Source organism: Phenylobacterium sp. RIFCSPHIGHO2_01_FULL_69_31 (assembly GCF_001824475.1).
In the GTDB taxonomy this organism is placed as follows: Bacteria; Pseudomonadota; Alphaproteobacteria; order Caulobacterales; family Caulobacteraceae; genus Phenylobacterium.
Genome location: NZ_MHXN01000007.1, coordinates 143365 through 165823, shown reverse-complemented (window position 1 = coordinate 165823; position 22459 = coordinate 143365). Strand labels below are relative to the sequence as shown.

The 22459-nt window shown below is 70.0% G+C and carries 21 protein-coding genes; 10 read left to right on the top strand and 11 right to left on the bottom strand.

Features of this window, described 5'->3' with window-relative positions:
* Window positions 1–19: 19 nt before the first annotated feature.
* The 6 genes from A2790_RS04605 to A2790_RS04580 all read right to left on the bottom strand — a co-directional run bounded on the left by A2790_RS04605 (window position 20) and on the right by A2790_RS04580 (window position 10519).
* On the bottom strand, window positions 20–1675 hold the full coding sequence (locus A2790_RS04605) for an MFS transporter (protein WP_293388132.1): 1656 nt from the start codon (window positions 1673–1675) through the stop codon (window positions 20–22).
* Window positions 1676–1732: 57 nt separating this feature from the next.
* Window positions 1733–3544: a DUF885 family protein gene (locus A2790_RS04600; protein ID WP_293388129.1), complete on the bottom strand. Its 1812-nt coding sequence runs from the start codon at window positions 3542–3544 to the stop codon at window positions 1733–1735.
* A gap of 82 nt (window positions 3545–3626) precedes the next feature.
* A complete protein-coding gene (locus A2790_RS04595; protein ID WP_293388126.1) occupies window positions 3627–5984 on the bottom strand; it encodes a PAS domain-containing protein in 2358 nt (785 codons plus the stop codon).
* A gap of 133 nt (window positions 5985–6117) precedes the next feature.
* Window positions 6118–7308 (bottom strand): acyl-CoA dehydrogenase, encoded by a 1191-nt coding sequence (locus tag A2790_RS04590; RefSeq protein ID WP_293388123.1) that lies wholly within the window; start codon window positions 7306–7308, stop codon window positions 6118–6120.
* Between the two features lie 91 nt (window positions 7309–7399).
* Entirely contained in the window at window positions 7400–8083 is a 684-nt protein-coding gene (locus A2790_RS04585; protein WP_293388120.1) for a Fe2+-dependent dioxygenase, read from the bottom strand.
* A 108-nt stretch (window positions 8084–8191) separates the two neighbouring features.
* A complete protein-coding gene (locus tag A2790_RS04580) occupies window positions 8192–10519 on the bottom strand; it encodes a TonB-dependent siderophore receptor (protein WP_293388118.1) in 2328 nt (775 codons plus the stop codon).
* Between the two features lie 418 nt (window positions 10520–10937).
* Between A2790_RS04580 and A2790_RS04575 the strand changes: the two genes are divergently transcribed.
* Complete coding sequence (locus tag A2790_RS04575; RefSeq protein WP_293388117.1) at window positions 10938–11120, top strand: hypothetical protein; 183 nt, start codon at window positions 10938–10940, stop codon at window positions 11118–11120.
* A gap of 251 nt (window positions 11121–11371) precedes the next feature.
* Here A2790_RS04575 and A2790_RS04570 read toward each other — a convergent pair whose 3' ends face one another.
* The 3 genes from A2790_RS04570 to A2790_RS04560 all read right to left on the bottom strand — a co-directional run bounded on the left by A2790_RS04570 (window position 11372) and on the right by A2790_RS04560 (window position 12865).
* A complete protein-coding gene (locus tag A2790_RS04570) occupies window positions 11372–12118 on the bottom strand; it encodes a hypothetical protein (protein ID WP_293388115.1) in 747 nt (248 codons plus the stop codon).
* Between the two features lie 76 nt (window positions 12119–12194).
* Complete coding sequence (locus tag A2790_RS04565; RefSeq protein ID WP_293388112.1) at window positions 12195–12506, bottom strand: hypothetical protein; 312 nt, start codon at window positions 12504–12506, stop codon at window positions 12195–12197.
* Window positions 12503–12865, bottom strand: a complete 363-nt coding sequence (locus A2790_RS04560; protein ID WP_293388109.1) for a hypothetical protein — start codon at window positions 12863–12865, stop codon at window positions 12503–12505. The genes A2790_RS04565 and A2790_RS04560 overlap by 4 nt, the downstream gene beginning before the upstream one ends.
* 96 nt (window positions 12866–12961) lie before the next feature.
* Between A2790_RS04560 and A2790_RS04555 the strand changes: the two genes are divergently transcribed.
* Entirely contained in the window at window positions 12962–13885 is a 924-nt protein-coding gene (locus A2790_RS04555) for a hypothetical protein (protein ID WP_293388107.1), read from the top strand.
* Between the two features lie 164 nt (window positions 13886–14049).
* Here A2790_RS04555 and A2790_RS04550 read toward each other — a convergent pair whose 3' ends face one another.
* Window positions 14050–14838 (bottom strand): SDR family oxidoreductase, encoded by a 789-nt coding sequence (locus A2790_RS04550; protein ID WP_293388102.1) that lies wholly within the window; start codon window positions 14836–14838, stop codon window positions 14050–14052.
* Window positions 14835–15164: a nuclear transport factor 2 family protein gene (locus A2790_RS04545; protein WP_293388100.1), complete on the bottom strand. Its 330-nt coding sequence runs from the start codon at window positions 15162–15164 to the stop codon at window positions 14835–14837. Before A2790_RS04545 ends, A2790_RS04550 begins: the two co-directional genes overlap by 4 nt.
* 129 nt (window positions 15165–15293) lie before the next feature.
* Here A2790_RS04545 and A2790_RS04540 point away from each other — a divergent pair, with 129 nt between their 5' ends.
* The 8 genes from A2790_RS04540 (at window position 15294) to A2790_RS04505 (ending at window position 22453) form a co-directional block, all read left to right on the top strand.
* Entirely contained in the window at window positions 15294–16244 is a 951-nt protein-coding gene (locus A2790_RS04540; RefSeq protein WP_293388098.1) for a LysR family transcriptional regulator, read from the top strand.
* Between the two features lie 214 nt (window positions 16245–16458).
* Window positions 16459–17118, top strand: coding sequence for a 50S ribosomal protein L21 (gene rplU / locus A2790_RS04535; RefSeq protein ID WP_293388095.1), 660 nt, complete (start codon window positions 16459–16461; stop codon window positions 17116–17118).
* Window positions 17119–17152: 34 nt separating this feature from the next.
* Complete coding sequence (gene rpmA / locus A2790_RS04530) at window positions 17153–17428, top strand: 50S ribosomal protein L27 (protein ID WP_068878426.1); 276 nt, start codon at window positions 17153–17155, stop codon at window positions 17426–17428.
* 136 nt (window positions 17429–17564) lie between these two features.
* Window positions 17565–18101, top strand: coding sequence for a GNAT family N-acetyltransferase (locus A2790_RS04525; RefSeq protein WP_293388091.1), 537 nt, complete (start codon window positions 17565–17567; stop codon window positions 18099–18101).
* Window positions 18102–18120: 19 nt separating this feature from the next.
* Window positions 18121–18660 (top strand): biotin transporter BioY, encoded by a 540-nt coding sequence (locus A2790_RS04520; RefSeq protein ID WP_293388089.1) that lies wholly within the window; start codon window positions 18121–18123, stop codon window positions 18658–18660.
* The gene (gene obgE, locus A2790_RS04515) at window positions 18657–19694 is read left to right on the top strand and encodes a GTPase ObgE (RefSeq protein ID WP_293388087.1); all 1038 of its coding nucleotides are present in this window, start codon (window positions 18657–18659) and stop codon (window positions 19692–19694) included. Before A2790_RS04520 ends, obgE begins: the two co-directional genes overlap by 4 nt.
* Window positions 19682–20824, top strand: a complete 1143-nt coding sequence (gene proB / locus A2790_RS04510; protein WP_293388588.1) for a glutamate 5-kinase — start codon at window positions 19682–19684, stop codon at window positions 20822–20824. The genes obgE and proB overlap by 13 nt, the downstream gene beginning before the upstream one ends.
* Window positions 20825–20992: 168 nt before the next feature.
* On the top strand, window positions 20993–22453 hold the full coding sequence (locus tag A2790_RS04505; RefSeq protein WP_293388084.1) for an aldehyde dehydrogenase family protein: 1461 nt from the start codon (window positions 20993–20995) through the stop codon (window positions 22451–22453).
* Window positions 22454–22459: the final 6 nt, after the last annotated feature.

The following is a 22459-nucleotide window of genomic DNA, read 5'->3' as shown; positions in this document are numbered from 1 at the left end:
CCCCCGATGGGGGAGGATTTCAGCTCAGCGGCTTGCCCTTGGTCTCGGGCAGGAAGATCAGGCACACGATGATGGAGATCACCGTGAAGGCCAGCGGGTACCAGAGGCCGGAGTAGAGGTCGCCCACCGTGGTGACGATCGCGAAGGCGGTGAACGGCACGAAACCGCCGACCCAGCCGGTGCCGATGTGATATGGCAGCGACATGGCCGTGTAGCGCACCCGCGTGGGGAACAGCTCCACCAGGCAGGCGGCGATCGGCCCGTAGAGCGCCGTGGCGGCCGTCACGAACACCAGCAGCACGCCGAACGCGCCGAACAGGTTCATCCGCGCGGGGTCCGCCTTGGCCGGATAGCCAGCCTGGCTCAGCGCCGTCTTCAGCCGGTTCTCGACGCTGGTCTTCACCGCCTTGGCGACCGGCGGCGACAGGCCCTCGGCGCTGGTGGACGGAATCGTCTGGGCGCCGATGCGCACCAGGGCCGGCTGGCCCGGGACGCCTGGCTCGTTGCGGTACGAGACGCCGGCGTTGGCCAGGGTCGACTTGGCGATGTCGCAGGAGGAGACGAAGCTGGCCTTGCCCACGGGGTCGAACTGCACCGAGCAGTCGGCGGGATCGGCGATCACCACCACCGGCGTGGCGGCCTCGGCCTCGGCCAGCGCTGGGTTCAGCGTCTTGGACAGCATGTGGAAGCCGGGGAAGTAGGCGGCCGTCATCAGGATCATGCCGAACAGCATCACCGCCTTGCGGCCCACGCGGTCCGACAGCCAGCCGAAGAAGACATACAGCACCGCGCTGGCCGCCGTGGCCGACAGCATCAGCAGATTGATCGTCTCGGGCGAGACCTTCAGGAACCGTTCCATGAAGGTCTGGACGTAGAAGAAGGCCGTGTACCAGACGGCGCCCTGGGCGAACATGACGCCGGCGAGGGCGATCAGCACCAGCTTCAGGTTCGGCCAGTGACCGAAGGCTTCCTTGAACGGGGCCTTGGTCTCGTTGCCCTCGGCCTTCAGCTTGGCGAACTCGGGGCTTTCGGTCAGCTTCAGGCGCATCCAAATCGAGATCGCCAGCAGCACGCCCGAGAAGAGGAACGGGATCCGCCAGCCCCAGGCGTCGAACGCCTCGTTGCCGACCGCCAGGCGCGTCAGGAGGATCACGATCAGCGCTCCGAATAGGCCGAACGCCGCCGAGGTCTGGATCCAGCTGGTCGCCCGGCCGCGCCCGTTGGCCGGCGCGTGCTCGGCGACATAGATCGCCGCCCCACCGTACTCACCGCCCAGGGCGAAGCCCTGGATGATCCGCATGAGGATCAGCAGCGCCGGTCCGATGATGCCGGCCTGGGTGTAGCTGGGCAGCAGGCCGATCGCGACCGTGGCGCCGCCCATCAGCAGCACCGTGGCCAAGAAGGCGCCTTTGCGCCCCGCCTTGTCCCCGATGCGGCCGAACACCAGCGCGCCCAGCGGCCGGAACAGGAAGCCCGCCCCGAACAGCGCCAGCGCCGCGGCGAGGGCGGCGGTCTCAGGCAGACCGGTGAAGAAGGTCTTGGAGATGACGCCGGTCAGGCTTCCGAAGACGAAGAAGTCGTACCACTCGAACGTCGTCCCTGCGGACGAAGCGGCCACCACGGTCCGTAGCGACGTCGGCTTCTGGCCAGCGTCCGTCGCGGCGATCTCCGCCATACGTTGTCTTCCTTCCCCAAGGACTTGTGCGATCCCGCATAGCGCGGAACTTTGCCGTCACACCAGCGTCGTCTTCACCACCCGCTCGAGCACCACCAGCGGCATGCGCCCGCGGCGCAGAACCTCGTGAAACTGCTTGATGTCGAAGCGCTCGCCTTGGCGGGCGCGGGCGTCCTCGCGCAGCCGGACCCATTCGTTGTGGCCCACCTTGTAGCTGCAGGCCTGCCCCGGCCAGACGCAGTAGCGATCGATCTCGCGCTGCATCCCGCCCCGCGGCCGGCCCGTCGCCTCGACCATGTAGTCGGTGGCCTTCTCCCGGCTCCAGCGCTTGGCGTGCAGGCCGGTGTCCACCACCAGCCGCACGGCGCGGAACAGGATCGATTGCAGATAGCCGATCCGGCCCAGGGGATCGTCGTCGTAGCAGCCGAGCTCGTCGCCCAGCTGTTCGGCGTAGAGGCCCCAGCCCTCGCCATAGGCCGAGAAGCCGCCGCCCTGCCGCCGCAGCATCGGGATGTCGGTCGACTGCTGGGCGATCGCCCCCTGCCAGAGGTGGCCCGGATAGGCCTCGTGGAACGCCAGGCTGGGCAGGGAATAGCGCGGCCACTCCGCCGTATCCTTGAGGTTGATGTAGAACCGCCCCGGCCGCTTGCCGTCCAGCGAGGCGCCCTGGGCGTAGCCGTTGGCGGCGCCGTCCTCGATCGCGGGCGGCACCCGCACGATCTCCATCGGCGCGTTCGGGATCGTGGCGAACACCCGGGGCAGCCGCTTCTCGATGTCGGCGACGCGGGTGTTCAGATAGGCCAGCAGTTCGGCGCGGCCGGCGTCGGTATTGGAATAAAGCTGGTCCGGCCGGCGGTTCAGCGCCACCAGGCGTTCGGTGACCGTGCCGCCGGTCAGGCCCTCGGCGCGCAGCAAGGTATCGATCTGGGCGGTCAGCGCCTTCACCTGATCGAGGCCGAGCTGGTGGATCTCCTCCGGCTTCAGCGCCGTGGTGGTCTGATAGGCCACCGCGCCTGCGTAGTAGGCCTCGCCGTCGGGAATCTTCCAGACGCCCGCGTCGTCGCTGGCAGTTTTGCGCAGGGCGTCCACCGCCGCCTTCTGGCGCTCGACGGCCGGCCGTACCGCTTTGGCCAGGATGTCGTCGGCACGGGCCTTCCAGTCTCCCGCAACCCCCGCCGCGGCCGCCTTCTTCGCGAAGGCCGTAGCCAGGCCGTCCGACGACGCCAGCTTGCCCAGCTGTGTGCTCGCCTGCTCCAGCAGGAAGCCGGGCGCCAGCACGCCTCGCGCCGCCTCGGCCTTGAGGCTAGCGGTCGTGGCGTCCAGCGCAGTGGCGAACCCGCGCAGGCGCTGCAGATAGGCGTCGGCGTCGGCCGCGCTCGCCACCGGATGCTTGGAATCCAGGAAGTCCGGCAGCGCCTGGTAGGGCCCGGAAAGCTGGCTCACTACATAGGGGGAATAGGGCGCGTAGGAAAAGCTGGCCGAGGCGCCCTCGCCGAAGCGGAACCGCTCGCCGCCCGTTACCGCCGTCTCGTACTGATAGCGGACGACGTCGTAGTCGATCTGCGCGGCAGGCCCCAGGCGGGCGCGGTCGATGGCCTTCAGCCGTGTCAGCCGCCCCTTGGTCCGCTGGAACATCGCATCGCGCCCGGCCGGCGAATAGTCGCTCAGCTTCGCCCGGAGGCCCGCGCGGGCGCCCACGTCCAGGCCCAGGCTGGTGGCGGCCTCCGGGGCCTCGTCGATCTGCTCGTCCCAGAACCGGTCCAGCAGCGCTCGAAGCTTCTGGTCCTCGCCCTGTCCCTGCGCCTGCGCCGGCAGGGCGGTGAAGAGGGCCGCACCCGCGGCGCCCTGGAGGAAGAGCCTGCGATCCATGATGGTCCCCAACGCAACGAAGCGCGGGACCGTAGCGGACAGGCGGCCGCACGCAAGACAGCCGGAAGCCCCGGGATTGAGGTCAGGCCGCCGCGGTGTCGGCTTCGCTGTCCGGCACGTCGCGGTTGGCGGCGGCCTGGGCGATCTCGGCCAGCAGCAGTCCGGGCGCGATGGGCTTGCCCACCACCCCGTCCATGCCGGCGTCCAGATAGGCTTGCCGCTGGTGGGCGAGGACGTTGGCGGTCAGGGCCACGATCGGCGTCGCCGCGGCGGCGCCCCCGAGGGCGCGGATGCGGCGGGCGGCCTCCAACCCGTCGATGCCGGGCATCTGGATGTCCATGAGGATGAGGTCGAAGCCGCCGCGGGCCGCAGCGTCCACGCCCGCGTAGCCGTCGGCCGCCGTCTCTACCGCCGCGCCCAGGTTCTCCAAGAGCTTGGTGGCGATCAGCCGGTTGGTGGGGTTGTCCTCGACCACCAGCACGCGCACGCCGTCCAGCAGGGTGTCCAGAGCTTCGGCCGCCTCCTGTTGGGCTTCGGCCGCGTCGGCGCGCACCTCGATCCAGAAGGTCGAGCCCTGGCCCTCGACGGACCTGAAGCCCACGTCGCCGTCCATCATCTCCGCCAGCCGGCGGGTGATGGCCAGCCCCAAGCCGGAGCCGCCGAACTTGCGAGTGGTCGAAGCGTCGGCCTGGTTGAAGCGCTCGAACAGCCGGTCTTGGGCCGCCTCCGGGATACCCACTCCGGTGTCCTCCACCTCGAAGCGCAACACGCCGGGTTCGGGGCGCCGGCAGCGCACCACCACGCGGCCGGCCTCGGTGAACTTCACGGCGTTGCCCACCAGGTTGAACAGGGCTTGGCGGAGACGGACGGGGTCGGACCTGACCCACCCGAGCGCCGGGTCGGCGTCGACCAGTAACTGCAGGTTCTTGGCCTTGGCCTGGGGCTCCAGCAGGCGCACCACGCCCTCGACCAGCATCGCCGGGTCCACCGGCTCGCAAGCCAGCTCCAGGCGTCCTGCCTCGATCTTCGAGAAGTCGATGACGTCGTTCAGCAGTTCGGCCAGCATCTGGCCGCAGGACAGCGCTTCGCGCAGCAGGCCGCGCCCGTCGTCGGTCAGCCGCTCGTTCTTAAGCAGATGCAACACGCCCATCACGCCGTTCATGGGCGTGCGAATCTCATGGCTCATATTGGCCAGGAAGGCCGCCTTCGCCTCGGCGGCGGCCTCGGCGGCGACCTGAGCCTCCTTCAGCGCGATCTCCTGGCGCTTGAGGGTGTCGCAGTCCTGCACCAGGCCGACCGCCTTCAGCCAGCGGCCGTTGCGCGACTTGACCAGGTGATGGAACACCCGAACCCAGCGCTCGCTGCCGTCGGGCCGCACGATGCGGGCCTCGAAGCTCTCGCCCGAGTTCTTGTCCCCGCGGTGCAGAGCGCGGAACGAGGCGCGCACGTGCGGCAGGTCGTCCACGTGGAAGCCGGGATAGCGGAGCTCGGTCGCTTCCTCGTAGCTCGAGTTCTTGCGGCCGGTGATCCGTTCGAACTCCGGCGAGCACCAGAAGGTCTTGCCCACGTGATCGATCTCGTAGACGCCGGCCTCGGCGGCTTCGAGCGCCAGGGCCAGGCGACCGGCCAGGGCCTGGGCCTCGCGACGGGCCTTGCGGGCGGTCTGCTCGCCCTTGCGCGCCGCATCGCGCGCCTCGGCCAGCTCGGTGATGTCCTCGGAGATCCCCTTGAGGGCGTGGAACCCCCTGGCGATCCGTTCGGTCCGGACGGTGACCCGCATGGTCAGCCAGCGATCGCGGGCGCGGATCCGGTGTTCGATCCGCATGTCGCCGCCGTTGGCGACGGCGTCCGTCATGATCTGGGCCATCTTCGCCCGGTCGCGCGGGTGGACGATCTGATAGAAGCGCTCGGCGGTCCATTCGACCGAGGGGTCGAGGCCGACGAGTTCGACGATCTCGTCCGACCACCAGATGACGTCCTTGCGCGGGTCGAACTCCCAGACGCCGATGCCGGCGGCGGCGCCCAGGGCCTTGCGGGTCCGCCGGGCTTCCTCGCTCTCCGCGCGATAGGTGCGCTCGTCGGTGACGTCGCGCATGCTGCCGATATGCGCGCCGTTCTCCATGACCTGGCGGCGGGCGGCGACCCAGCGCCACTTCCCATGTCGATCCTTGAGGCGCACCTCGGCCTCGCTCACGTCGCCGGGCTGCGCCACGTCGGCGCGCGCGCGGATGCCTTCGATCTCTTCGGGATGGCAGAAGTCGAAGACCGATCGGCCGACCAGCTCCTCCTGGCTCAGGCCGGTGAAGTCGGCCCAGGCCTGGTTGACCTGCAGCAGGGTTCCATCCGGCGCGACGACCTGCATGAGGTCGCGGCTGTTGTCGAACAGCCACTGCGCCATCTGGGCCCTGTCGGCGGCGCCTTGAGCGCTCTTCCGAGCCATGCGTTCTCCCCGCGCCTGTCGCCGGTCGGCGGACTAAGCTGACGCAGGGGTACGCGGGGAGTGTAAATTTAAGGTTGTGCCAAAAATCGGCGTTTTGTCGCGTACCCGACTTTACCGCCGCCTTTTCCGCAGCTTAGAAGGCGCTCTCGCCCGTGATGGCCCGTCCCAGGATCAGGGCGTGCACGTCATGCGCGCCCTCGTAGGTGTTGACCGTTTCCAGGTTCGAGGCGTGCCGCATCACGTGGTACTCCCCCGAGATGCCGTTGCCGCCGTGCATGTCGCGGGCGACCCGGGCGATATCCAGCGCCTTGCCGCAGTTGTTGCGCTTCAGCATCGAGATGGCTTCCGGAACCCAGGCGCCCTCGTCGATCAGCCGGCCCAGCGCCAGCGCGCCTTCGAAGCCCAGGGCGATCTCGGTCGACATGTCGGCCAGCTTCTTCTGTACCAGCTGGCGCGAGGCCAGGGTGCGGCCGAACAGGCTGCGGCTGGACACATAGTCGCGGCTGGCGTGCAGGCAGAACTCCGCCGCGCCCATGGCGCCCCAGGCGATGCCGTAGCGCGCCTTGTTCAGGCACGAGAACGGCCCGCGCAGGCCCTCAACGCCCGGCAGCATGGCGTCCTCCGGCACGTGGACGTCGCTGAGCGAGATCTCGCCGGTGACCGAAGCGCGCAGGGACAGCTTGTTCTTGATCTGCGGAGTCTCGAACCCCTTGGTCCCGCGCTCCACCAGGAAGCCGCGGATCTTGCCGTCCAGCTTGGCCCAGACCAGGGCCACGTCGCTGACCGGCGAGTTGGTGATCCACATCTTCGCGCCGTTCAGCACGTAGCCGTCCGACACCTTCTTCGCCGTCGTGCGCATCGAGGCGGGGTCCGAGCCGCCGTCCGGCTCCGTCAGGCCGAAGCAGCCGATGATGCGGCCGGCGGCCATGCCGGGCAGGTACTTGCGCTTCTGCTCCTCCGAGCCGAACGCATAGATCGGATACATCACCAGCGAGCTCTGCACGCTCATGGCCGAGCGGTAGCCGGAATCGATCGCCTCGATCTCGCGGGCGATCAGGCCATAGGCGACGTGATTCACGCCGGCGCAGCCGTACTCCTCGGGCAGCGTCGGGCCCAGGAAGCCCAGCTCGCCCATCTCGGTCATGATCTCGCGGTCGAACCGCTCCTCGGCATAGGCCGAGACCACCCGGGGCAAGAGCTTCTCGCGGGCGTACTGGCGGGCGGCCTCCCAGACCATCCGCTCCTCTTCCGAGAGGCGCGAGGACAGGTCGAGCGGGTCATCCCAGCGGTAGGTCTTCTGGGGCGCGCCAGAGTCGAGCGGCATGGGAGGTCTCCGTGGCGTTAGGTCGGGCGCGGGATAACGGCTTTTCCCGCGGCCGGGTAGGCGCCTTCGCGTTTCCCGCCCGCAACCGGCCCTACAGCTCGGCCCACATCCGCAGCAGGTTCTGGTAGGTCCCGGTCAGGGAGACGATGGCCGGGGCGCCGAGCCCTGCGTCCTGGGCCAGGGTCTGGATGGCCACGTCCATGTCGAACAGCAGGGTCCGCTTGGCGTCGTCGCGCACGAGGCTCTGGATCCAGAAGAAGCTGGCCACCCGCTCGCCCCGGGTGACCGGCGTGACCCGGTGCAGGCTGGAGGCCGGATAGAGGATCAGGTCCCCGGCCGGCAGCTTCACCTCGTGCGCGCCATAGGTGTCCTCCACCACCAGCTCGCCGCCGTCGTAGTCGTCCGGCCCTGCCAGGAAGAGGGTCGCCGACAGGTCGGTGCGCACCCGGATGCCCTGGTCGCGCTGGAAGCGCATCGCATTGTCCACGTGGTCGCCGAACGTCTGGCCCGGCCCATACCAGTTGAACAGCGGCGGATAGACGGTGTGGGGCAGGGCGGCGGCCATGAACAGCGGGCTGCGGGTCACGGCTTCCCGCACCCGGGCGCCGGCCTGCCGGGCGGCGTCCGACGCCTCGGGCAACTGCCGGTTCGCCTTCGCCAGCGCCGACTGCTTGCCGGACGTTGCGTTGCCGTCTTCCCAGGCGGCGGCGTCGATGAAGGCGCGCAGGTCGCGCACCGCGTCGGGCGACAGCACGCCCGGAACATGCAGCATCATGAGCAAACCCTAGAACGAATGGCGCCCCGCCTGCGAGCAGCAGAGGCGGGGCGCTTTACGCGCCGTCGGGCCGAAGCCTGACAGCGCCTGCCGGTCCTGTGGGGGGATTCAGAACCGGTAGTTGGCGGTGAGCGTCGCATTGCGGCGATCGCCCGGCATGGCCCAGCCGTTGTTGCGGACCCGCGTGTAGTACGCCTTGTCGAACAGGTTGTTCACGTTCAGGCGCAGCTCAAGCTGCTCCGTCGGCGACCAGGCGATTGTGGCCCGGTGCACGAAATAGTCCTGCGCCTTCACCCGTGGGATCGTGGTGCGGACGGCGGTGGTCGCGCCGGTCACCAGGGCGTGCTGGGTCAGGTAGTACTCGCCCTGGTACGTCACGCCGTAGCCGACCTGGATGTCGTGCGGCAGGTCATAGGTGGTGAACAGGCTGAACGCGTGGTCCGGCACCTGCAGCAGGTCGTCACCCCGGGTGAAATCGCGCCCCTGGGCGGCGAAGACGTCGTCGACCCCCTGGAGCACCTTGGACTTCAGGTAGGTGTAGTTGGCGAAGATCGACCAGGCGTCGGTGATCCGGCCGGAGGCGCCGAGCGTGACGCCTTGCACCCGGGCGCTGCCGTCCAGTTGCTGGTCCGGCTGCTGCGGATCGTTGGACGCCACACGGTAGTTGGTCCGCTCGTTGCGGAAGATCGCCGCGGTCAGCGACAGCCGGCCCTGGATGTCCCACTTGGCGCCGATCTCGATGTTCTCGGATTTCTCCGGGTCGACCGTGCAGGTCGCCACGACGCAGGCGCCCTGGCCGTTGACCGTGGCTTGGCTCGGGGTCTCTGAGTTGGCGTAGGAGACGTAGAGGCTGGCGTTCGGGATCGGCTTGTAGACCACACCGATCCGGTAGGTCAGCAGGTTGTCGTCGACCTTGAAGCTGGGGCCGGGCGTGACGGTCCCCAATGTCGGGCCCACCACCGTGGAATAGGTGTCGGTGGAGTTGGAGCCCTCGTTGTGCTCCCACCGGACGCCGCCGTTGATCGACCACTGCTCGTTGATGACGATGTTGTCGAACAGATAGACGGCTTGGTTCCGGCGGTCGCCGTCCTGTGCGCTGGCCTGGATGAAGTTGATCGGGCCCGTGTAGGTGTTGTTCGGGCTGGCGATGTTCATCGGCGGCAGGGCCACCGTCGCGCCCGTCGCGGTGCGGAAGACGTTGCCGGTGTCGAGGTGGAAGTCCTCGTCCAGGAACGCGACGCCGAACACCACCGTGTGACGCATCCCGCCCAGCTCGCCGTCCCAGGTCAGGTCGATCTGGTTGTACAGCAGGGTGTTCTCGGTATCGCGCAGGTTCCCGCGCGGCCCGCTGGGCTGGTAGAAGCCCGGCGCCGGATCGGTGGGAAGGCAGGCGGTGTAGCCCGTTATGTTGGTGGCGGTGGTCGACTGGCTCCAGGCCACCGGCTTCTGGCCGTTCGCCAGGCAGTAGGTCCCCTGCGGCGGATTCACCACCGTGAGCTGGGTCACCTTCTGATAGCGCGACAGGTTCCGCAGCTTCAGCCCATTGCCGAAGTCGTGGTCGATGATCCCGGTCAGGATGTCGACGTCGGAGTCCTGCTTATCGACGTTCGAATAGCCGTAGTAGTTTTCCGGATCTACGCCCGGCACGGCCCGCCCGTTGTAGAACGGCACGCCATAGGTCGGCAGGTTCCGATCTTCCTGGTGGAAGTACATGGCCGTGAATTGGGTCGGGCCGTTCAGGCCGATGGTGATCGACGGCGCGATCCCCCAGCGCTTGAATTCCTCGACGTCCCGTCCCGGCGCGTCGTTCCGGTGGACCATGGCGTTCAGGCGCACCGCCACATTGTCGCCGACCACGTGGTTCGCATCGACCGTGCCGCGCCAGTAGTTCTCGGTCCCGACGCCGCCGCTGACGACCGTCGAGTTCCGGCCCGTCGGCCGCTTGGAGACGATGTTGATGGTGCCGCCCACCGAGCCTGCGCCCGAGTAGACCGAATTGGCGCCGTTGGTGACCTCGATCTGCTCGAGGTTGAAGGGGTCGGAGCGCGTGTACTGGGCACTGTCGCGGACGTTGTCGACCGTGATGTCGTTGTTGGCCGAATAGCCGCGCAGGTTGATGGAGTCGCCGAAGCCGCCGCCGCCCTCGCCGGCGCCGAAGGTGATGCCCGGCACCGTCGACAGGATGTCGCGCAGCGAGAGCAGGTTCTGGGCCTCGATCACGCCCCGCGGCACCACGGTCACGGTCTGCGGGTTGTCCAGCGGCTTGGCGGTCACCTTCGGATTGTTCTGCTTGGTCAGCTTGCCCTCGACCTCGATGCCCGAGACCGTGCCGGCCGAATCCGCATCGGCCGTGGCGATCGCCGCCCCGTCGGCCTCCACCGCCTTCGCCGCCCCGCCCAGCGACAGCCCCGCCAGCCCTGCGAGCGCGCAGGTCATGGCCAGCTTCTTCCGCGCGGCGATGCCGCCTCCAACTCTCACCATATCCCCCGCGCCCCTCGGCGTGTTGCGACTAAGAATGCGAGGCGTTCTTAAGTCGCGACATGACGTCGCGCAATGAGAATCGTTCGCAACTTTGAAAACGCCTCACCGCGCGCCGGCCGCTTGCGCCCCGTCAATGCGCCGGCGTGAAACCGGCGGCCTCCTGGCGCCGTACCTGCATGCAGGAACCTTACGGCCAAGCTGGCTGCGGCAGACGAGGAAGGCGCCCGTGACGCTCAACGGCGGCAATGCGATCGCAACACCCGGGCTCGTGCGGCGGGCCTTCCAAAAACAATGGCGAGCGGCGCCGCAACCGTCCCCGTGGGCGCCCGTTGAACCTCAGGCAACCGGCCATAGGGAGCCTGCGGTCAGCCTCATGAACGACGTGCTCAAGCCCTATTTCGTCCTGGCCTGCGTCGCCTTCTTCGTGGGCTTCGCGAGCTATCTGGCGCTGGGCCGGATGCTGGCTCCGCCGACCCTTGCCACGGACGACTGGCAGGCGTCGATCTCCGCGCCTGCGGTTCCCGACCAGCCCCTGGCCCGCGCAAAGCACATCTAGCCGCGGTCGGCGCCGAGGCCGTGGGAGGGGGTATCGGGCCAAACGCGGTCGGCCCGGGTCTCGTCTGTAAGCTCCCGCGCCCTCAGCCCCGCTCGCGGCCCGCCCGTCCTCGCGACCCGCCCTGCATAGCCCCAAAACGAAGGCGGCCCCGGCAGCCATCTAAGGCGCCAGGGCCGCACACCCGTCGCTCGCTGTCCGAGGGGGAACGGACGCCAGCGCGATCGGAACTTATTTAGGTTCGGCCCGGCGGTTTACAAGGATCCCAGCTTGCCCAGCGCCACCGTGGCGGCGGCCTCCTCCAGCCTCGGGCGATCCTGCCGATAAGACGCCTCCGCGGCCTGGTAGCGGGCGCCCACGGCCTCAATGTTCTGGGCCAGCAGGGTCTGCTCGGCGGCCAGCGCCGCGCAGCCCTGGTACGCGGTCGGGTCGACCACGGCCGGGCCTGCGGGCCCGGTGGCCGGCGCGCCCGGCAGCGGCGTCTTCACAGGCGGAGGCGGCGGGGTCACCGGCCCCGCAGTCGCGCCGGGCGCCGGGGCGGAGGGGCCGCAGAGCGCCAGCGCCGCCGTCACCGCCGCCTGCTGCTCGGCCGCTGCCGTCCGGAAGGCCGCAAGGCTGTCGGCGAGCCCGCGATGAGTCGTCTCCGCATCGTTGCGTGCGGCCGTCACGCGACCCGCATCACCGCGCCGAGCCGCCTCCAGCGCCCGGCCGGCCTGGTCCCGGATGCGCTTCTCGGCCCGCTCGATGGCCGCCAGGTCGGTCAGGGCCTTGGCGTTGAACGCCTGGGCGCCCGCCAGGGCCGCATCGATGGCGTCGGCGCCCTCCGGACGCATGGGCGCAGCGGGCAGGGTGGCGGGCGGAGCCACCGCCACGGGCGTCGGCGTCGCCTCGGGCGCGGCCTTGGCCGGCGGCGTCTTCTCCCCGGAGCAGCTCACTAGCAGCATCGCGGCCGCCGCGCCCAGCGCGATCCCCGGCCACCGCCCGTCGGTCATGGTCCGCATGGCCTGGCTTCCCTCTCGCAACACGCTCCCGACTGATTGAGGGAACCTGCGGCCGGGCGCAAGCAGATCGCGGTGCTCAGACGGCGTCGCCCGGGCGCGGATAGACCCGGATGGCGCAGCCGTGGGCCATGGCGTGCTCGGCCGGCGCGCGGTCCTCGGCCGACAGGTGCGGCCCCAGCTCGACGATGCCCGCCTTCTCGAACCCCGGCTCGCCCCAGCCCTGTTCGGCCAGGCCGCCCGTCGCCACGGCCAGGGCCTGGTCGTGCGAGGCGGCGCGGGCGAACACCAGCATCCGGCGCCGCTCGCCGGCCGGATACCGCGTGGTCGGCCCGGCCGCGGCGGTGGCCAGGATGAGGTACAGCTCCTCCTCGGCGCCGGGGCCGCTCATCGCCGGCCCCCGCCCTTACGCCGCGCTAGGGCGAACGGCGCCAGCGCCGCCGCCACCCCGCCGGTGTTCGACGCCAGGTCCCGCCACTGGAACGTGCCCGACACCAGGCCCCAGATCTGCGTCACCTCGAACCCGGCGCCCACGCCGAGATAGGCGGCGCCGATCAGCCACGGGTTCACCCGGGGCAACGAGGCGATGGTCAGAAGGGTCAGGAGGTAGCCATAGGCCACGTGCTCGATGACGTCGGGGGTAGGCACGTTGCGCGCCGCGTTGTGGTGCGGATCCAGCGCGCCGGCCAGCGCCACGCCGAGGACCAGCACCAGGGCGGCCCGCCCGGCCCAGGTGATCCGGGTCTGCATCCCCGCCTCATAGGCGATCCGCCTGCCCGCGCGCTATGGCCGAGGAAGTGTTCGCTTAATGTTCTCGTTTCGCGCCGACGATGGTAGCGTTGCGGCATGACCAAATATGACCCCGCCTACTGCGAGCAGATCTCGGGGGACCTCTTCTTTCGTCTCGCCAACGGTCAGACCCTGGACCAGATCTGCGCCACGCCCGGCTGGCCCAGCCGCCCCACGATCCGCGCGTGGGCGAAGAAGAACTCCTACATCTCGGAGGCTCTCGTCCAGGGCCGGAACTTTCGCCGCCGGCGCGAAGGCTATCCCTTCGACGCAGCCGCAGCCCAGGACCTCCTCCACCGCATCCGGCTGGGCGAGCCGCTGGGCTGGCTGCTGCGCCAGCCCGGCCGCCCCCACCGCCGCATGCTGAACGCCTGGAAACGGCAGAACCCCGACTTCGCCGCCGAGCTCGAAGCCGCCAAGGCCTTCGCCGACCCCAGCCGCCGCCGATACGGCCGCCGCCGCGCGCGTTTGCGCTTCGACCAGGATGTGGCCGACCGGATCATGCTGGCGGTGCTGCGCGGGGCGACCCTGCCCGAGCTGGGCCGCGACCCCACCCTGCCCAGCCCGATCGGGCTCCAGCGGTGGCGCAAGGCCGATCCCGAGTTCGACGCCGCGCTGCGGTCGGCGATGAAATACGGTCACAAGGCCCGTGGCCGCGCCCGCGCCGCCGCCTTCTGCTCGCCCAGGATCACCCGGCGCGTCACCCGCCGCATCGTCGATGGCGCGTCGCTCGCCGCCCTCGGCCGCGAGCCGGACATGCCCAGCCTCTTCACCCTCTACAAATGGGTTCGCACCCGCCCCGACTTCGCCGCTGAGGTCGCCCGCGCCTGCGAGTTCCGCGACTGGATGATCGCGGACCAGGCCGTCGCCCACGCCGACCGCCTCGCTGCCGACCCCCGCGCCGCCAGCCGCGTCCTGGGCGCTGCCAGCAAGACCCTCGGCCAACTCAACCCGCACCCCGGCGCGAGGCGGCGGGACTGAGAGCGGAGGCGTGGGGCGAAGAGGCTGCGTGGCGACGCGGCCGGTCATGGCGCCGAGCGGTCACTCGCCGCTCAAGCCAGATACGGGCTGAAATGCGGACGTCTCATATCCAGCTGGAGCGCGCCTGTTCTCGATCGAAGACCGAAGCCGGCGCGCTCATGGCGTTAGACGGTAGGGACTGTGCCACCGTCGATGACAAACTCAGCGCCGTGGATCGCGGCGGCGCGATCGGAAGCCAGGTAGGCGATAAGGTCGGCCACCTCGTCGGGTTCGGCGCCACGGCCAATGGCGATACCCCCCAGACCGTCGAGCACAGCCTGCCGCGCCTCCTCGATCGTGCCGCCATTGGCGGCCTGCAGACGTTCCAGGAAGTCGGTGGTTGCTTCGGTCATAATCCAGCCGGGGGAGACGACGTTAACCCGCACGCCCTTCGGCCCCAGCTCCTTCGAGATCGACTTGCTGTAGGTCCTGAGCGCGGCTTTGGCGGCGGCGTAGGCCGTGGTCGCTTCCGGCAGCGGCAGGACCGACTGGATGGAGGTGACATGCACCACGGCCCCGGCGCCGCGCTCGATCATCTGCGGGATCAGAAGCCGATCCAGCCGGACCGTGGCCAGAAGATTGAGGTTCAGCTCGGACAGCCAGTGATCGTCCGTCAGGGCGACGAAGCCGCCGCCCGGCGTCGTCGAGCCGCCGATGACGTGAGCCAGGATGTCGACGCCGCCCAAACGTTCCAGCGCCGCCTTCGCGAGGGCTTCCCCGCCCTCAGCCGTCGTCAGGTCCGCCTGGACGAACTCCACGCCATCGATGGGCTCCAATGTTCCGCGGGCGGACGTGATCACCCGCGCGCCGCCAGCCAGGAAGCGATCGACGGTGGCGCGGCCCAGACCCTTGGTGCCGCCACTGATGAGCACGCGCTTGCCGGCGAACTCGGTTGGGTCACACTTGCGGGTCATGCCGTGATCTCCAGAGCCTTGATGGCGTCGCCTTCGAGCGTGAAGCGATAGGTGAAGCGGATCGGGCTTCCCGGAAAGTCGCCGTAGGCGGAGCCTTCGACGACGACATGACCGCCGTCCTGATGCGCGGTCTCCGGCGCGAAGATCGCCCTCGCGGGAACGACCGCGTCTTCGAGCAGACGGCGGATTTCAGCGCGGCCGTTGAAGACCGCGCCGTTGTCGCGGAGGACGGCGTCGGCCGTGAACGGCCGGAGCATGCCGTCGACATCGAGCTGAGCGTTGGCCGCTACGTAGGCGGCGATCGGGGAGGGAAGTTCGGGCGGCATCGGTCCTGTCCTGCTTGCGGCGTTCGCCACCGGAAGCGGCGGCGGGTGCGCTTGCCAGCCAAGTTAGCCATGGACAAGCGGAGGCATAATCGGGACAAAACAGGACGACTCATCGCGGATATCGGGACAATGGCGCAGCATAGCCTGACTGAGCTGGACGCCGTTCTCATGGTCGCCCGGCGGGGAAAATTCCGTGCGGCGGCGGTTGAGCTCGGGGTCTCGACCACGGCCCTCAGCAACGCGGTCGGAAAGCTGGAGCGCGCGCTCGGCGTACGACTTTTCAATCGCACGACGCGAAGCGTGTCCCTTACCGAGGCCGGTCAGCGGTTCGTCGACCAGGTCGCTCCCGCCGTCCGCGACATTCATGAGGCGATGGAGGCTGCCCGCTCCCAGCAGGCCACGCCATCCGGCACGCTGCGCATCAACGCCTTTCCAACGGCGGCGCGCGAGATCTTTTCCTCGCTCGTCTTGCCGTTCCAGCGCCTGCACCCCCAGGTCCATATCGACATCGTCACGGAGGGGCGCCTGGTGGACATCGTGGCCGGCGGCTTCGATCTTGGCGTGCGCAGCGAAGACCTGGTGCCCGTCGACATGATCTCCCTGCCGCTGGGTGGCGCCCGGCGCAATGTGGTGGTTGGCGCGCCGAGCTATCTGGAGGCGCGCGGGACGCCAAAGATTCCGCAGGACCTCACCGCGCACACCTGTCTCCGCGTCCGGCTTCCCAATGGCGCGATCTATCGCTGGCCGTTAGAGAAGGATGGGGAGGCGGTCCATATCGACGTGGAAGGCGGTCTTACTCTCGACGAAGCGAGCCTCGCCCGGACCGCGGCGCTGGCGTCCGTTGGTCTCACCCTGGCGATGGAGTCCGACGTGCGAGACGACATCGATGCAGGCCGCCTTGTCCGTGTGCTTGAGGACTGGACGCCGACGCTGCCGCCCTTGAGCCTCTATTACCCTAGTCGGCGCAACCCGACCGCTGCGTTCAAGGCATTTATCGACTTCGCGCGTCGCCACGGTGGGCAGGCTGTCGCCGACATCGATGGGTTAGATGCAGGAAGCCGACCTTCCCTCACACGATAAACGGCGCCAGGCGGACGCACCGAACTTCCGACTTGGGTCGAGCCGCATCATTTGCCATCGCAGGCCTCGGCGCACCGAACTGGCCGCCCGGCGCCGCCAATCCCCAGCCCGCCGTTGACTCTCGGCCTTCGGCGTATATAACGCCCCACCTCTCGCCCGCGGGCTCTCCTGCGGGCGCATTCCGTTTTGCATATCTACTCCGAAGGCGCGAACGATGTACGCGGTGATCAAGACCGGCGGCAAGCAGTACCGGGTCCAGCCTGGTGACATCCTGGTTGTCGAGAAGCTCGAAGGCGAACCCGGCGCGGCCGTGGCGTTCGGCGACGTGCTGATGCTGGGCGATGGCGAAGCTGTCACGGTGGGCGCGCCCCTCGTGGCCGGCGCCTCGGTCGCCGCGACCCTGATCGAGACCCGCAAGGGCGAGAAGGTGAAGATCTTCAAGAAGATCCGTCGCCAGGGCTATCGCCGCACCCGCGGTCACCGCCAGGCCGAGACGGTTCTTCAGGTCACCGGCATCACCGCCGGCGGCAAGGAGACCAAGTGGGACGGCACGGTCAGCCTGACCACCAAGGCCGAGCTCGACGCCCGCGCCCGCGGCCTGGACTTCGCGACCCTCAACGTCTCGAAGAAGGCCCTGAAGGCCGGCGCGGCCGCCCCGGCGGCCAAGGCCGAGAAGCCCGCCGCCAAGGCCAAGGCTCCGAAGGCCGACGTGGTCGAGGAAGCCGCCGCCGCCGCTCAGGTGAACGCTCCGGTCGAGACCGAAGCCAAGGCCGCCGCGCCGAAGAAGGCCGCGGCTCCCAAGGCCGAAGCCGGCGAAAAGAAAGCCGCGGCGCCGAAGAAGGCCGCCGCCAAGAAGGACGACGCCGCCGAGTAATCGGGCGGCGATCAGTTAAGGACAGGAGCGACCTATGGCTCACAAGAAATCCGGTGGTTCGTCGCGCAACGGCCGCGACTCGGCTGGTCGGCGCCTCGGCGTGAAGAAGTTCGGCGGCGAAGCCATCAACGCCGGTTCGATCATCGTGCGTCAGCGCGGCACCAAGTTCTGGCCGGGCGAGAACGTGGGCATGGGCAAGGACCATACCCTCTTCGCGCTCGTGACCGGCGCGGTGCGGTTCGTGACCAAGGCGAAGAACCGAACCTACGCCACGGTGGTCCCGGCCGAGAAGATCGTCGCAGCCGAATAGGCGGACCCTCCTCTCTCCGGTTCCGCCTCACCAGATTAAGGCGGACCGGACATAAGACGACCTTTCGCGGGGAGTCCGGTCAGCCGGGCTCCCCGCTGTCGTTTCAGGGCGCCGCCAGAGCGCCGGGAGGTACGAGATGTGTGCACTGGACGTGAGACCCGCGGTCGCCACCGAGCGGCTGCTGCTGCGTGGGCCCACCGCGGCCGACGTGGCCCCGATCGCCGAACTGGCCAATGACCTGGGCGTGGCGGGGATGACCTCGCGGCTGCCGTACCCCTATGGCCAGGACGACGCCGAAGCCTTCGTAGGCTCGGTGGCGCGGATGAATCCCCGCACCGAGGCGGTGTTCGCCGTGGAGCACCGGCAGTTCGGCGTCGTTGGCGTGCTGGGCTTTCATGAGCGCGCGCCCGGCCGATCCGAGCTCGGCTACTGGTTCGGCCGCCCGTTCTGGGGCCGCGGCTACGCTACCGAGGCGGTGACGGGCGCCCTGCGCTGGGCCAAGGGGGACTGGCGCCGCAACGTGGTGTGGGCCGGCCACTTCGCCGACAACCGCGCCTCGAGCCAGGTGCTGTGCAAGGCCGGCTTCCTCTACACCGGCGACGTCGAGCCCCGTCCCTGCGCAGGCCGAAACGGCCAGGCCGTGCCCACCCGCATGATGGTCTGGCTGGCGTAGGACTGGTAAGCGAACGCCGATGACCGCCGCCTCGTCCCGCCGATCCGCCGCTTCCGGCCACGCGCTGCCCGTCCAGGCGGCGATCGTGGTGGCGGGCGTCGTGGCCATGGCGGCGGCGGGGCGGTTCTCCATCCCCATCGGGCCCGTGCCGATCACGCTGCAGACCTATGCGCTGTTCGTGCTCGCCGGCCTCTTCGGCGGGCGGCTGGGCCTGGGCATCGTCCTGGCCTGGCTGGCCTGCGCGGCGTTCGGCCTGCCGGTGCTGGCGGGCGGGGCCGGCGGCTGGAAGGCCCTCGTCGGCCACACCGCCGGCTTCCTGGCCGGCATGGCGGCTGCGGCCTACGTCTGTGGGCGCGGGGCCGAGAGGGCCAAGGGCTGGCCCTCGCTGGTGGCCCTGTTCGCGGCTGGCCACGTTATCGTCCTGGCGGTCGGCTGGGCGGGCCTTGCCAGCTTCATGAGCCCCGGTCCCGCCTTTGAGACCGGCATCCAACCCCTCTTGCTCGGCGCGGCCGCCAAGTCGCTCGCCGCCGCGCTCACCGTCCGTCTGGTTTCCCGATGAAGTTCCTCGATCAGGTCAAGGTCTATGTGCGCAGCGGCAACGGGGGCGGCGGGGCCGTCTCGTTCCGCCGTGAGAAGTACATCGAGTACGGCGGCCCGGACGGCGGCGACGGCGGCCGCGGCGGCGACGTCTGGATCGAGGCGGTGGAGGGGCTGAACACCCTGATCGACTACCGCTACCAGCAGCATTTCCGCGCCGGCACGGGCGTCCACGGCATGGGCCGCAACCGCCACGGCGCCGCGGGCGAGGACGTGGTCCTGAAGGTCCCCGTGGGCACCGAGGTGCTGGACGAGGACAAGAACCTGATCGTCGACATGGACCATGCCGGCCAGCGGGTCCTGCTCGCCAAGGGTGGCAACGGCGGCTTCGGCAACACCCACTTCAAGGGCCCGGTGAACCAGGCCCCCCGCCACGCCAACCCAGGCCTGGAAGGCCAGGAACTCGCCATCTGGCTTAGACTAAAGCTGATTGCTGACGTTGGACTTGTCGGACTTCCGAACGCCGGTAAGAGTACATTCCTCGCGGCGGCAAGTGCAGCGCGGCCGAAGATCGCAGACTATCCTTTCACGACACTAGCGCCAAATCTTGGAATGGTCGACCTTTCTCTGGGTGAGCGGTTTATTCTGGCCGACATACCGGGCCTGATCGAAGGCGCTCACGAGGGTGCGGGGATCGGCACGCGGTTCCTGGGGCACGTCGAGCGGACGGCGGTGCTGATCCACCTCGTGGACGGGACCCAGGAAGACGTGGCCGGCGCCTGGCGCACGGTCCGCCACGAGCTGGAAGCCTATGGCGAGGGCCTGGAAGACAAGCCCGAGCTGCTGGCGCTGAACAAGATCGACGCCCTGGACGAAGAGACCATCGCGGCCAAGGCGGCCGAGTTGGAGGCCGCCGCCGGGGTGAAGGTCCGCCGCGTCTCGGGGTTCGCCAAGATCGGCGTCACCGAACTGCTGCGCGAGGCCTACGCCCTGGTCCAACAGCGCAAGGGCGAGGCCGCGGCCGAGGCCGCCGCCCCCGAGGACTGGCAGCCTTGAGCGGCCTGGCCGACGCGCGGCGGGTCGTCGTCAAGGTCGGCTCGGCCCTGCTGGTCAGGGCGGACGGGGCGGCCCATGGCGCCTGGCTGGCCGACTTCGCCGCCGACGTCGCCCGGATGCGGGCGCGGGGCCAGCAGGTGGTGATCGTCTCGTCCGGCGCGGTGGCCCTCGGCCGGCGCCGATTGGGCCTGGGCAAGCGCGCGCTGACCCTGCCGGAGAAACAGGCCGCCGCCGCCGCGGGACAATCGGCGCTGATGCGGGCGTGGGAGGAGGCCCTGGGGCCGCTGGGCTTCAACTGCGCCCAGGTCCTGCTGACGCGCGACGATACCGAGACGCGGCGGCGCTGGCTGAACGCCCGCGCCACGGTGGAGACCCTCCTGGGGCTGGGCGTCATCCCCGTGGTCAACGAAAACGACACCGTGGTCACCGAGGAGATTCGCGTCGGCGACAACGACCGGCTGTCGGCCCGCGTGGCCCAGCTTGTCGGCGCCGAAGCCCTGGTGCTGCTGTCGGACGTGGAAGGGCTCTACACCGCCGACCCGCGCCGCGATCCGTCCGCCACGTTGATCCCCCGCGTGGCGCGCCTGACACCCGAGATCGAGGCCATGGCAGGCGGCGCCAACGCCCAGGCCGGCGTGGGCACGGGCGGCATGGCCACCAAGCTGGAGGCCGCGCGTATCGCCAGCCAGGCCGGCTGCGCCACGGTCATCACCCTGGGCACGCGCTCGGGGCCGCTGGCCGCCATCGAGGCCGGGGCGCCGGCCACGGTGATCGAGCCGGCCACCACGCCGCGGGCGGCCTACAAGGCTTGGATCGGCGGCTCGCTGTCGCCGGCCGGCGCCCTGACAGTGGACGCCGGGGCCGCTGCGGCGGTGCTGAAGGGGAAGAGCCTGCTGGCCGCCGGCGTGAGGGCCGTGGAGGGCCGCTTCGACAAGGGCGAATGCGTCCGCGTCCTCGACCCCGAAGGCCGCGAGATCGCCCGCGGGCTGGTGCGCTACGAGTCGGGCCATGCGGCGCGGATCTGCGGGCTGAAGTCCGAGGCCATCGAGCCGGCGCTTGGCTACACGTCCGGCCCCCTGGTGCATGCCGACGATCTCGCGCTCGCCGCTCATGCCGTGACGTCGGGCTAGCCCCCGCCGCCCGGGGGGCGTAGGGAGTAAGGCTCAACCTGAGCAAATGGGGTCGTTAGGGTGGACGGCAGTTCGTCAGGCAGGGAGGCGCAGCCCGTCCGGACCGGACGGCTGGAAGCGCTCGCACCCGGTCAGGCGATACCTTTCGCAGGTGACCGTGTCGCCCTCGTGACGCCCGAGCTCGCCGCGGCGTTCCGGCCCGGCGACCGCCTGGTGGTGGTGCAGGACACCGGTGACCTGCTGCATATTCCCGCTCGGGAGCATGCCGCCGCCGAGGCCGCCGTCGGGCGCGCGGTCGCCGCCTTCGCGCGGATGAGCGAGGTCTCGGACGCCGCCATCACCGCCTTCTTCGAGGCGTTCGCCGCCAGGCTGGAGGACGATGCGGTCTGGGCCGCCATAGCGGCCGCCAACGCCACGGACGTGGAAAGCGCCAGGGCCCGCGGCCGCTCCACCACCCGCCTGATCGCCACCGACGCTATGCGGGCCGACATGGTCGCTGGCCTGCGCGCCTGGCGCGACGCCGAGCCACCGCGCGGCCGGGTGCTGGAGACGGTGCGCCATACGGGCTGGTCGGTGGAACAGGTCATGGCGCCGCTGGGCGTCACGGGCTTCGTGTTCGAGGGCCGGCCCAACGTCTTCGCCGACGCCACCGGGGTGATCCGGGCGGGCAACACCGTCGTCTTCCGCATCGGGTCAGACGCCCTGGGCACGGCGCGGGCCATCGTGGCCGAGGCGCTGGACCCGGCGCTGGACGCGGCGGGCCTGCCGGAGGGTGCGGCGGTGCTGGTCGACAGCGCCGCCCATGCCGCCGGCTGGGCCATGTTCGCCGACAGCCGCCTGGCCCTGGCCGTGGCGCGCGGATCGGGCCCGGCGGTCAGCCAACTGGGCGCCATCGCGCGGCAGGCCGGCACGCCGGTCAGCCTGCACGGTACGGGGGGCGCCTGGATGGTCGCCGACGCCACCGCCGATTCCGACCGGTTCTACGCCGCCGTCTATCACTCGCTGGATCGCAAGGTCTGCAACACGCTCAACGTCTGCTGCATCGTGCGCGAGGCGGCGGACCGGCTGGTCCCGGTGTTCCTTGAGGCGCTTGAGCGGGCGGGCGAGCGGCGTCGCGGCTGCAAGCTGCACATCGCCGAGGCGGATTTCGACCGACTGCCGGAGCGCTGGCGCACGGCCCGCGCCACGGTCATCCGGGCGGAGGGCCCTGTCGAGGAGCCGCTGGCCGAGCCTATCGCCGATGCGGACCTCGGCCGCGAGTGGGAGTGGGAGGAGACCCCCGAGGTCAGCCTGAAGATCGTGGACGACGCGGCCGAGGCGGTCGCCCTGTTCAACGCCTTCAGCCCACGCTTCGCCGCCGCCCTGATCTCCGAGGATCTCGGCGCACACGAGCGCTTCTACGCCACCATCGATGCGCCGTTTGTCGGCGATGGCTTCACCCGCTGGGTGGACGGTCAGTACGCGCTGAACCGCCCTGAGCTGGGCCTGTCCAACTGGGAGAACGGGCGGCTGTTCGCCCGCGGCGGCGTGCTTGCCGGCGACGGGGTGTTCACGGTCCGCGCGCGCGTCCGGCAAGCCGACCCCCACCTCGACCGCGGGGGCGCGCCCACCCCGCCCCGCGCCCGGTGACCTGAG

Bases quoted from the DNA above. Each gene is read 5' to 3' on its own strand.
- A2790_RS04605 (WP_293388132.1), bottom strand. From the start codon at position 1,675: ATGGCGGAGATCGCCGCGACGGACGCTGGCCAGAAGCCGACGTCGCTA.
- A2790_RS04600 (WP_293388129.1), bottom strand. From the start codon at position 3,544: ATGGATCGCAGGCTCTTCCTCCAGGGCGCCGCGGGTGCGGCCCTCTTC.
- A2790_RS04595 (WP_293388126.1), bottom strand. From the start codon at position 5,984: ATGGCTCGGAAGAGCGCTCAAGGCGCCGCCGACAGGGCCCAGATGGCG.
- A2790_RS04590 (WP_293388123.1), bottom strand. From the start codon at position 7,308: ATGCCGCTCGACTCTGGCGCGCCCCAGAAGACCTACCGCTGGGATGAC.
- A2790_RS04585 (WP_293388120.1), bottom strand. From the start codon at position 8,083: ATGATGCTGCATGTTCCGGGCGTGCTGTCGCCCGACGCGGTGCGCGAC.
- A2790_RS04580 (WP_293388118.1), bottom strand. From the start codon at position 10,519: ATGACCTGCGCGCTCGCAGGGCTGGCGGGGCTGTCGCTGGGCGGGGCG.
- A2790_RS04575 (WP_293388117.1), top strand. From the start codon at position 10,938: ATGAACGACGTGCTCAAGCCCTATTTCGTCCTGGCCTGCGTCGCCTTC.
- A2790_RS04570 (WP_293388115.1), bottom strand. From the start codon at position 12,118: ATGCGGACCATGACCGACGGGCGGTGGCCGGGGATCGCGCTGGGCGCG.
- A2790_RS04565 (WP_293388112.1), bottom strand. From the start codon at position 12,506: ATGAGCGGCCCCGGCGCCGAGGAGGAGCTGTACCTCATCCTGGCCACC.
- A2790_RS04560 (WP_293388109.1), bottom strand. From the start codon at position 12,865: ATGCAGACCCGGATCACCTGGGCCGGGCGGGCCGCCCTGGTGCTGGTC.
- A2790_RS04555 (WP_293388107.1), top strand. From the start codon at position 12,962: ATGACCAAATATGACCCCGCCTACTGCGAGCAGATCTCGGGGGACCTC.
- A2790_RS04550 (WP_293388102.1), bottom strand. From the start codon at position 14,838: ATGACCCGCAAGTGTGACCCAACCGAGTTCGCCGGCAAGCGCGTGCTC.
- A2790_RS04545 (WP_293388100.1), bottom strand. From the start codon at position 15,164: ATGCCGCCCGAACTTCCCTCCCCGATCGCCGCCTACGTAGCGGCCAAC.
- A2790_RS04540 (WP_293388098.1), top strand. From the start codon at position 15,294: ATGGCGCAGCATAGCCTGACTGAGCTGGACGCCGTTCTCATGGTCGCC.
- rplU (WP_293388095.1), top strand. From the start codon at position 16,459: ATGTACGCGGTGATCAAGACCGGCGGCAAGCAGTACCGGGTCCAGCCT.
- rpmA (WP_068878426.1), top strand. From the start codon at position 17,153: ATGGCTCACAAGAAATCCGGTGGTTCGTCGCGCAACGGCCGCGACTCG.
- A2790_RS04525 (WP_293388091.1), top strand. From the start codon at position 17,565: ATGTGTGCACTGGACGTGAGACCCGCGGTCGCCACCGAGCGGCTGCTG.
- A2790_RS04520 (WP_293388089.1), top strand. From the start codon at position 18,121: ATGACCGCCGCCTCGTCCCGCCGATCCGCCGCTTCCGGCCACGCGCTG.
- obgE (WP_293388087.1), top strand. From the start codon at position 18,657: ATGAAGTTCCTCGATCAGGTCAAGGTCTATGTGCGCAGCGGCAACGGG.